This window comes from Stenotrophomonas sp. P5_A9 (assembly GCF_056400525.1).
Genome location: NZ_JBFULC010000056.1, coordinates 18633 through 28855, shown reverse-complemented (window position 1 = coordinate 28855; position 10223 = coordinate 18633). Strand labels below are relative to the sequence as shown.

7 protein-coding genes are annotated in these 10223 nt (G+C 65.8%); 1 reads left to right on the top strand and 6 read right to left on the bottom strand.

Going from position 1 to position 10223, the window contains the following annotated elements:
* From crcB to AC1DR7_RS16140, 5 genes are all read right to left on the bottom strand, one after another.
* Window positions 1-401: fluoride efflux transporter CrcB (gene crcB / locus AC1DR7_RS16160; RefSeq protein WP_256776716.1), on the bottom strand; the 401-nt coding region annotated here is incomplete at its 3' end.
* Window positions 401-1702: a replication-associated recombination protein A gene (locus tag AC1DR7_RS16155; RefSeq protein WP_256776715.1), complete on the bottom strand. Its 1302-nt coding sequence runs from the start codon at window positions 1700-1702 to the stop codon at window positions 401-403. The genes AC1DR7_RS16155 and crcB, both read right to left, overlap by 1 nt.
* 297 nt (window positions 1703-1999) lie before the next feature.
* Window positions 2000-2638, bottom strand: coding sequence for an outer membrane lipoprotein periplasmic chaperone LolA (gene lolA, locus AC1DR7_RS16150; protein ID WP_457320530.1), 639 nt, complete (start codon window positions 2636-2638; stop codon window positions 2000-2002).
* Between the two features lie 119 nt (window positions 2639-2757).
* On the bottom strand, window positions 2758-4734 hold the full coding sequence (locus AC1DR7_RS16145; protein ID WP_478076555.1) for a DUF3857 domain-containing protein: 1977 nt from the start codon (window positions 4732-4734) through the stop codon (window positions 2758-2760).
* A 127-nt stretch (window positions 4735-4861) separates the two neighbouring features.
* Window positions 4862-7228: a DNA translocase FtsK gene (locus AC1DR7_RS16140; RefSeq protein WP_478076554.1), complete on the bottom strand. Its 2367-nt coding sequence runs from the start codon at window positions 7226-7228 to the stop codon at window positions 4862-4864.
* 268 nt (window positions 7229-7496) lie between these two features.
* Between AC1DR7_RS16140 and trxB the strand changes: the two genes are divergently transcribed.
* Window positions 7497-8468, top strand: a complete 972-nt coding sequence (trxB, locus tag AC1DR7_RS16135) for a thioredoxin-disulfide reductase (protein ID WP_256776711.1) — start codon at window positions 7497-7499, stop codon at window positions 8466-8468.
* 238 nt (window positions 8469-8706) lie between these two features.
* Here trxB and AC1DR7_RS16130 read toward each other — a convergent pair whose 3' ends face one another.
* The gene (locus AC1DR7_RS16130) at window positions 8707-10221 is read right to left on the bottom strand and encodes an N-acetylmuramoyl-L-alanine amidase family protein (protein WP_478052905.1); all 1515 of its coding nucleotides are present in this window, start codon (window positions 10219-10221) and stop codon (window positions 8707-8709) included.
* Window positions 10222-10223 lie beyond the last annotated feature (2 nt).

The window sequence follows — 10223 nt, the reverse complement described above, 5'->3', positions numbered from 1 at the left end:
TACCAGCGCCACGCCTCGGCCACGCGAGCGCCCAACCAGACCAGCAGCAAGCCGCCTATCAGACTGACGCCGAGGTACAGCGGCAGCATCAGGCCACGATCGGTCCGGGTGAACACCAGCGACTCCARCACCATCGAGGAGAACGTGGTCAGCCCGCCAATGATTCCCACGATCAGGAACGCCCGCCAGTACAGCGCGGCCGTACCGCGGCTCTGCAGCCAGACCATCACGTAACCGGCAGCGAAGGCGCCGACCAGGTTCACTGTCAGGGTGCCCCATGGGAAACCGCTGCCGAACTGGCGCAGCATCGCATCGCCCACCATGAAGCGCAGAGCGGCTCCCAGCGCGCCGCCGGCCATGACCAGCCCCAGCTGCTGCCACCACGTCGAAAACCCGTCCATTACGCGCCACCCTTCTCCGCGCGCGCCTGCTCGCGCGCCGCACGCAGCCGGTCCAGCTTTTCCTTCAGCTTGATCTCCAGGCCACGCGGTACGGGCTCGTAATACACCCGCTCGCCCATCGCATCCGGGAACCCGGTCTGGTCCAGCGCGATGCCGCCATCGGCGTCATGGTCGTACTGGTAGGTCTTGCCGTACCCCAGCTCCTTCATCAACCTGGTCGGCGCGTTGCGCAGGTGCAGCGGCACCTCCTGGGTGCCGCTCTCGCGCACGTCCTGCCTGGCCTTGTTGAACGCGGCGTAGCCGGCATTGGACTTGGCGGTGCTGGCCAGATAGAGCACCAGTTGCGCGAAGGCCAGTTCGCCTTCCGGGCTGCCGAGGCGTTCGTAAATGTCCCAGGCTTCCAGCGCCATCGACTGCGCGCGCGGATCGGCCAGACCGATGTCTTCGATCGCCATGCGGGTCAGCCGCCGCGCCAGGTAGGACGGGTCGCAGCCGCCATCGAGCATCCGCGTCAGCCAGTACAGCGCGGCATCCGGATTGGAACTGCGTACCGATTTGTGCAGCGCCGAGATCTGGTCGTAGAACTGCTCGCCCCCCTTGTCAAAGCGCCGGGTGCGGTCGGCCAGGACCTGCAGCAGCATCTCCGGACTGATCCGGCCACCGTCGCCGCCCGCCAGTTCGGCCGCAATCTCCAGCAGGGTCAGCGCGCGGCGCACGTCGCCATCTGCAGCGGTGGCGATTTCCAGCAGCGATTCCGGAGCCACCTGCAGCGCTTCGCTGCCAAGGCCGCGGTCGCTGTCGTGCAGCGCGCGCTCCAGCGCCTCAACGATGTCGGCCGGCGACACCGATTCGAGCACATGCACGCGGCAGCGCGACAACAGCGCCGAGTTCAGTTCGAACGAGGGATTTTCAGTGGTGGCGCCGACAAAGACGATGGTCCCGCGCTCGATATGCGGCAGAAATGCATCCTGCTGCGCCTTGTTGAACCGGTGCACCTCGTCGACGAACAGCACGGTGCGGCGGCCGTCGGCAAAGCGCTGGGCGGCCTCGGCCAGCACCTGGCGCACCTCCGGCAGGCCGGAGAGCACTGCGGAGATGGCGCGGAATTCGGCATCGGCGTAGTGCGCCAGCAGCAGCGCCAGGGTGGTCTTGCCACAGCCGGGCGGCCCCCACAGGATCATCGAATGCACATGCCCGGACTCGACCGCGCGGCGCAGCGCGCTATCCGGCGCGAGCAGGCGTTTCTGCCCGACCATCTCGTCCAGCGTCTGCGGACGCATCCGCTCGGCGAGCGGACGCATGTTGTCCCGATCCACGGTCAGCAGATCAGGCCCGTTGAATGTCGTTCGGTTTCTGGCCACGCACGTATTCTATCGCGAGCGCGCGTGAACCCACGTCGGATAAGCACCGGTAGAGCCAGGCCATGCCTGGCTGCTCTCCGTACGACCGACCCATTGCGAATCCCGGTAGAGCCAGKCCATGCCTGGCTGCTCTCCGTGCGGCGGACGGGATCTCGGGAAGGCCCAGCCAGGCATGGCCTGGCTCTACCCCGTCCCGACGCCATCCTGCGATTGAACGCGGCGATGAGCGCCCCCGCCTTACTCGCCGATGACGTCGGTGCCCTTGGGCGGTGCGAAGCTGAAGGTACCGGCGGCAAAGCCCGGGTTGCGCTTCCAACCGGTGAAGTTGATCACCGTGCGCTGACCCACTGCATCCACCACTTCCATGCGCGCCAGGCCCTGGGCGTTGAAGCCCAGCGCGGCGTACTGGAAGGCGGTGTCGGTCTCGCGCTTGGGGCTGAGCGACAACCACTGCAGGCCATCGCGCGCTGCGGCCTCTTCGCTCACGTCGTACTGCTTGTCCAGCAACGCCGGATTGATCAGTGCGGTGAGCGGGCTGTTCTGCTCTTCGGCGCCCTGCGCGCGGACAGTGGCCTGCTCCAGATCCTTCTCGTACACCCAGACCTTCTTGCCGTCGGCCACGATCAGCTGTTCGTGCGGCTTGATGTATTCCCAACGGAACAGACGCGGCGCGGACAGCGCGACGCGACCACTGGTGTTCTCCTTGACCTTGCCCTTGCTGTCAAACACCTGCTGGCTGAACTGTCCATCGAGGCCCTTCAGGCCTTGAGTGAAACGGTTGAGCTCATCGCGGGCGCCGGCCCAGGCCGAGGCCGACCCGACACTGGCCACGACCAGGGTGGCGGCAACGAGGTAGCGGCGGAAAGAGGTGTTCATGGCAGTATCCGGGACATATGGAAAGGATGGATCGGAGTGTGCCCATGGAAACCTGAATGGGCGATCAGGGCAGTAGTATGCGCCGCGTCGACGCACCCGCGCAGCGCGGCGTTGACGGGCTACGGGTTTGCCTGCACCGTCTTCAGGTCGCCATACACCACCTGCCCACGAAAACCGCGCCGCACCTGCTGGTACAGTTCGCGGAACGCGGGATAGTCCTGCGACTGACACAGCGCCTGCGCGCCGCGCACCGCGCGCTGCTGCAGCCGATGGCGGGCAACGATGGTCTGGCCCTCGCGGCTCCAGTCCAGCCGGTACTCCCCCGCCGGGTTGCGGAACTGCTGGCGGCGCGGGATCGCCACGATCGGCACGCCCACCGGGAACTGCAGCCGGTAGGTTTCCTCGCGAAGGCTGTCGGTGCAATAAAACGGCGTGGCGTTGTCCGGGGCCGAGGTGGTGGTGTAGATATCGCGGAAGGACTCGCCGCCGGGCGCATCGGGCAAGGGCATGCCGCCGACCACGCCGAAGTCGACGTAGTCGCTGGCATGGAAATCGTAGCGATAGTTGAATGGGCGGCTCAGGTCCTGCGGATCGCCCAACAGGGTGAGCGCGCCGGTGCCGTCGAACCCGGACGAGGCCATGATCGATTCCTCCACCCGCGCCCGGTTCTGCGCATTGAGACGCGCGAACGATCCCCGCATGCCGATTTCGCTGATCTCGCTCGGCTGCAGCACGGTCTGGCCGGCCAGATCGCCTTTTGCGTCGAAGCGGAAACTGACGTCCAGGCCATTGCCATTGCGGCTGGCATCGTTATCCGGGGTGCGCGCCACTGTTGCCTGCCGGGTCAGCAGCACCGGCGCGCCCAGGTCACCGTCGGGCAACTGGCCAAACCGTGCATAGGCACTGGTCGAGTCCAGGTAGAGATCGAATTCGGGGATGTAGGTGATGGCATGGTTGAACCGCCCCAGTAGCGGAACCGCCGGCAGGCTCGGGCCGCCGCCCGCACCGATCAGCACCGGACTGCTCTGGATGCCACGCGCAGCCAGCAGCGCCTCCAGGATCACCACGTGGTCCTTGCAGTCGCCATAGTGGTTGTCGAGGATGCTCTGCGCCGGATTCGGCTCCAGCCCGCCATTGCCCAGGTACACCGCCACGTAGCGGATGTTCTGCGAGACCCAGCGGTACAGCGCCGCCGCTTGGTCGCGGCGATCGGTGATGCCTGCGGTGAGCTGGTCGGCCAGCGCCTGGATGCCAGGGGTCACCCTGGCAGCCTYGCCCCCTTTGCGCTGGTAGGCGCTGGCCACCTGCGCCCAGTCGCGGTAGGTGCTGGCCATGATGGTGGGGCTGAACTCCCACGCCGCGGCCGACCAGTTCTGCGCCTGCATCGGCTCGCGGCGCTGGTAGCGCCACTCCCACGTGGCCTGGCCGTCACGGATCTTCGGTCGGTCACTGCCCTGCACATCGCGCTGCTGCACCAACATCGGCAGCGCGGCCGGTGCCGACAGCGTCACCCGTGCGTCGTCGTACTGGGTGAACACGCTGAAGGTTTCCCACAGCCCGAAGTAGCCGGGGAAGTACGGTGTGTTCTGGGTCCGCCGGGTCTTGTAGACCAGCCGCGTACCCGGGGCCAGGTTGGGAAACACCACCACCCGCACCTTGCGGTCGGCATACATCGCCGCAGCCGCGCTGGAGTAGCTCTCCTGGGTGTAGATGCGGTCGGCCGGCACGTCGCGGCGCTGGCCGTCGGCGGTGAGCGTATAGGCGGCCAGCACCTCCAGGGTTTCCATCTTTTCGCTGTAGCTCAGCCGCACCTGGCTGAACTGCTCGACCGCCGACTTGGTCTTGAGCAGGATGTCGTACTCTTCGGTCTGGGTGTTGCCCGCGTCCGGGCGCACCACGTAATCGGCACGGTAACGCACGAAGCTGAAGTTGTTGCTGGCCTGCGCCTCGGTCGGCGTGCCCTGCCCGCCCGGCGTGCCGGATGCGGCCGAGGCTGGCACCGGGGCGGGTGCTGAAGGCGACGACTGCGTATCGGCGCGCGCCAGGGCCGGCGCGAAGGCCAGGCCGCCCAACACCAACCACAGCATCGACTTCATTGCGGGTTCCTTGTGCAGGCGGGTGCGGGCGAGAGGGGGCGGTCGAGGCGTGCAACACAACCGCGTGCGGGGTGAGCATCGAAAGGGGCAATGCACGCATCGCCCCCCCTTCCACGATCTCGCGCCGTTACTTCGGCGGCGGCGGCGCCAGCACGCTGCGGTCGCCATTATGTTCGGGCGGACTGACCACGCCGGCCATTTCCATCGCTTCGATCAGGCGCGCGGCGCGGTTGTAACCGATCTTGAGCCGGCGCTGCACGCCGGAAATCGACGCGCGGCGGGTTTCGGTGACGATGCGCAGCGCCTCGTCATACAGCGGATCGGATTCGTCGCCGCCGCCGCTGCTGGCCTCGGGCAGGCCACCGGCGCCTACTACCACGCCATCGCCCATCATCTGCACTTCGTCCAACACACCGCTGATGTAATCGGCCGGGCCGCTGGCCTTGAGGTGCTCGACCACGCGGTGCACTTCCTCGTCGGACACGAACGCACCGTGGACGCGATCGGGCAACGCGGTACCCGGCGGCAGGTACAGCATGTCGCCGTGGCCCAGCAGGGTCTCCGCACCGGACTGGTCCAGAATGGTGCGCGAATCGATCTTGGAACTGACCTGGAAGCCGATGCGGGTGGGAATGTTGGCCTTGATCAGGCCGGTGATCACATCTACCGACGGGCGCTGGGTGGCAAGGATCAGGTGGATGCCGGCCGCACGTGCCTTCTGCGCCAGGCGCGCGATCAGTTCTTCAACCTTCTTGCCGACGATCATCATCATGTCGGCGAATTCGTCGATGAAGATCACGATGAACGGCAGCGTCTCCAGCGGGCGCGGCGCTTCGCCCAGTTCCGGATTCGGCTTGAACAACGGGTCCATCATCGGCTGCCCGGCGTCCTCGGCATCCTTGACCTTCTTGTTGAAGCCGGCCAGGTTGCGCACGCCCACCGCGCTCATCAGCTTGTAGCGCCGTTCCATTTCGGCCACGCACCAGCGCAGGCCGTTGGCGGCTTCCTTCATGTCGGTCACCACCGGCGCCAACAGATGCGGAATGCCCTGGTAGACGCTCAGCTCGAGCATCTTCGGGTCGATCATCAGCATCCGCAGGTCTTTGGGCGACGCCTTGTACAGCAGGCTGAGCACCATGGCGTTGACCGCCACCGACTTGCCCGAACCGGTCGTGCCTGCCACCAGCAGATGCGGCATGCGCGCCAGGTCGGCCACGGTCGGGCGCCCGGCGATGTCCTTGCCCAGGGCAAGGGTCAGCGGACTGGTCGACTTGTCGTACTCCTTGGAGCGCAACAGTTCGGACAGGTAGATCATTTCGCGGGTGACGTTGGGGATTTCCAGGCCCACCACCGACTTGCCCGGAATCACGTCAACCACGCGCACCGACTTCACCGACAGGCCACGGGCAATGTCCTTGTCCAGCGAGCTGATCTGGCTGACCTTGATGCCCGGCGCCGGCTCGATCTCGAAACGGGTGATCACCGGACCCGGATAGGCGCCCACCACCTGCGCTTCGATGCGGAAATCCTTGAGCTTGAACTCGATCTGCCGCGACAGCGTTTCCAGCGTGTCTTCGTCGTAGCCCTTGGGCTGCGGCTTGGGATCGTCCAGCAGCGCCAGCGGCGGCAGGTCCGAGCCATCGCCATTGACCCCGCGGAACATCGGGATCTGGGTCTCGCGCTTGGCCCGGTCGCTCTTTTCCAGCACCGGCTCGGGGCGCGGCTCGATCTTGACCGGCTCGCGCTTGGCACGCACCTCCGCATCGACCTTGCGCACTTCCTGGCGCTCCTCGCGCATGGCGCGGGTCTGCTGCCACTCGGTGGCCTGCTCTTTCTTCTTGTTGAACAGCGGCGGCAGCGCCAGTACCCAGCGACCGATCTTCTCCATCACCACGAACCAGGAGATGCCCGTGGCCAGGGTGATCGAGGCCAGCAGCAGCACCAGCACGAACAGATTCGCACCCAGCGCACCGAACCCGGCGCTGAGCGAGTTGCCCACCAGCCGGCCGAGAATGCCGCCGGCATGGGCGACATCGCCAGTGAACAGACGCACATGCAGGAAGCCGGTGCCGGCGATCAGGAAGCCGACCAGGCCAACCAACCGCAGCGCCGGGTCCAGGTCATGCTCGCCCTTGCTTTCACGCTTGAGCCCGAACATGGCGATCCAGGCCAGCGCGCCGAGCACGATCGGCAGCACGAAGGCGATGTAGCCAAACAGCTGCAGCAGCACGTCGGCGATCCACGCCCCGACCCGGCCGCCCATGTTGTGGATGGGCGCGACCACGCTGCCGGTGTGCGACCAGCCGGGGTCGGTGGCCGAATAGGTGAACAGGCTGGCGACCAGATACAGCAGCGCCGGGGCGATCGCGATCAGGCCGAGGTCGCGCCACAGACGCTGACGGCCCGGATTATCGGCAGGCGCAGGCGCCGCCGCAGCCTTGCGCGACGGTTTGCTGTCGGGAGACTTGGATCGTTCCGGGAGCTGCTTCGCCACCTTAGACCACACCTTGGGAATGCACTGTTAGTGCTTGATAATAAACGACTGGCTGGCACCCCGGTAGGTGTCGACCGTTGGTCGGCACGCCCACCCGGCCCGGCCCCTGTCAAAACTTCGACACGGGAGGCGCCGACATGCCCCGCAGGTCGCCCCGCTCCACCGGTCGCCTTGAATCGCCCCGCCCCTGCCGCCACTCTATGGCTTGTCCCGGACGCCACGCAATCACCGCCGGCGTCCCGCCCCATCACCATTTACGCGAGTCTACATGAGCCATTCCCTGCCCTCCCGCCACCAGAAGCTCGTCATCCTCGGCTCCGGCCCGGCCGGCTGGACCGCCGCTGTCTATGCCGCGCGCGCCAACCTCAAGCCGGTGGTGATCACCGGACTGCAGCAGGGTGGCCAGCTGATGACCACCACCGAAGTGGACAACTGGCCCGGCGACGCGCATGGCCTGATGGGCCCGGACCTGATGACGCGCATGCAGGCCCATGCCGAGCGCTTCGAGACCGAGGTGATCTTCGACCATATCCACACCGCCGACCTGGCCCAGCGCCCGTTCAAGCTGATCGGCGACAGTGCCGAGTACACCTGCGACGCGCTGATCATCGCCACCGGCGCGACCGCCAAGTACCTGGGCATCGAATCGGAAGAGGCCTTCAAGGGCCGCGGCGTGTCTGCCTGCGCCACCTGCGACGGCTTCTTCTACCGTGACCAGGACGTGGTCGTGGTCGGCGGCGGCAACACCGCCGTGGAAGAGGCGCTGTACCTGTCCAACATCGCCCGCAAGGTCTACCTGGTCCACCGCCGCGACACCCTCAAGGCGGAAAAGATCATGCAGGACAAGCTGTTCGCCAAGGTGGCGGCCGGCAAGATCGAGACCGTGTGGCACCACCAGGTCGATGAAGTGCTGGGCAACGATGCCGGCGTCACCGGCGTGCGGGTCAAGTCCACGCTGGACGGCAGCACCCGCGACATCGAGGCCCACGGCTTCTTCGTGGCCATCGGCCACCACCCCAACACCAGCCTGTTCGACGGCCAGCTGACCATGAACAACGGTTACCTGGACATCCGCTCGGGCCTGGGCGGCAACGCCACCCAGACCTCGGTCGAGGGCGTGTTCGCCGCCGGCGACGTGGCCGACCAGCACTACCGCCAGGCGATCACCTCGGCCGGCTTCGGCTGCATGGCCGCGCTGGATGCCGAGCGCTACCTGGATGCGAAGGGTGAGCTGGGCTGAGGCAAGCCCGCTGCACGGTGATTCACGGAGGCCGGCGCGATGCGCCGGCCTTTTTTTGGCTCTTCGCCCCTGCGGGGAACATCTTGTTGCAAGGGCCGTCGCAGCGTGAGCACGACCCTGCGCGGGTGGCCGGGTGTGCAGGCGCCGCTTGGATCGGCTGGCGTCTCCGCTCGGGTTTGTCGCGCCCGTGAGGGCCCCATCATAGGGGCGAAGAACCTTTTCTGCGCCAGACCTGTGGTCATCCTCGGCCGCATACCTGCCGATAGGTCACCGGGGCCGTGGCCACGCCGTCGGCATCGATCATCCGGGCCGACCAGTCCGCCACGCCTGACCCGCTGCCCTGGCACCCGGTCTGCACCAGCATCGGCACGTCGGGATCATCGAACACCTTGGTGTAGGCGTCGCAGGCCCCTTGTTCCGAGCATCCGGCCACATGGGTTTCGAGCGTCACTGGAAACTGGGGATTTCCCTGCACTTTCAGCGTCAACTCGGAAGCGCCACCAATGGGAAGGGAAAAGTCCTCAATCGGACCCAGTTCAAAAGCCGTGCAGTCCTTGCCTGCGGCCCAGAGGCGATAGCCCTTCTCCACCCCCTTCATCGACGCGGTGCGAAACACCGGATCGAGCAATGCCTTGGCATCCTCGGGATTGGTGTGAAAGGCAGTTTCGACGATGATCGAGGGCATCTTCGCCTCCCTGTTCTCCCCTTTATTGTCTACATGCGGCTTCGTCGCCACCACGAACGACTCGTAGCCGGGCCGACTCTGTATTGCCTCCTTCATCGAACAAAGCACACTGCTCGCAAGTGCCTGATCATCAGGGCGCCCTGCTTGGACGATGACGCGCGCACCGCGCGCGGTTCCGTTGTCGTCGGCATTGCTATGTAGATGGATGACCATCTCCGCCTTCACGTGGTTGGCGAGCTTTGGCCTGCTGTTGATGTCCTCCAGCTCCTCCCGGTTCCACGCGGTGCTGCCTGCGTGGGTATTCCATATCGACGTCTCACCTGGATATTGCTCCGCGATCGCATAACGAGCGGCCATGGTCCACCATTCAAAGCCACTCTCCGGATGAATCAGTCCAGCATCCTGCACGCGTGGCCGGATCACCGGCATGCGACTGCGGACCTCGATAAGACTTTTGAGCTCACTCGCGTACAACGGCGTCAGCAGCCCCTCATTGACACCATTATGCTCGTCGCGCGAGCTCACCCAGCTATTGGTTCTATGGCTCAGAAAATAACCGTGACCGGCCGCAACGAACGCCATGCCGGAGCCGCCGCCACCGTTTCGCCAGCGCCGACCGGCCTCGCGTGCAGCATCGTCGGCGGCCTTGATCTCGGGAAAGTAGTGGTAGATGTCCTTCCCGTCGTAGAGGTACTCCACCGTTACTACCGGCGCAAACTTCTCGGCTTCATGGATCAGGCCGTTGTTGATGATGCTTCTCTGGTCTTCGAAAGATGGGCCGTAGTCTTCAGGCACAAATGATCGATCCAGTCGGACCGTGATCACCCCGGCGGCGATATCCATGGAGGCACTTACCTGGCGGCTACGGGACTGTCCGTCCAGTAGCGGGATGCGCTCGAGTGAGAACCGTGCGCGCTGTGTCAAAAGGGTATCGAGCTCAACATCACTCTTTAGACCAAGCGGCTCGACGCCAGCGGCGCGCGCGGGCGCGGACATGAAAAGAGACGCTGCGGCGATTGCGGCGCCGGCGGTAATCGACAGCAGCAAACCAGGGTTGTTGCACGACATCG

What these genes read in the sequence shown, in the direction of transcription:
- AC1DR7_RS16155 (WP_256776715.1), bottom strand. Translation starts at nt 1,702, where the DNA reads ATGCGTCCGCTCGCCGAGCGGATGCGTCCGCAGACGCTGGACGAGATG.
- lolA (WP_457320530.1), bottom strand. Translation starts at nt 2,638, where the DNA reads ATGAACACCTCTTTCCGCCGCTACCTCGTTGCCGCCACCCTGGTCGTG.
- trxB (WP_256776711.1), top strand. Translation starts at nt 7,497, where the DNA reads ATGAGCCATTCCCTGCCCTCCCGCCACCAGAAGCTCGTCATCCTCGGC.
- AC1DR7_RS16130 (WP_478052905.1), bottom strand. Translation starts at nt 10,221, where the DNA reads ATGTCGTGCAACAACCCTGGTTTGCTGCTGTCGATTACCGCCGGCGCC.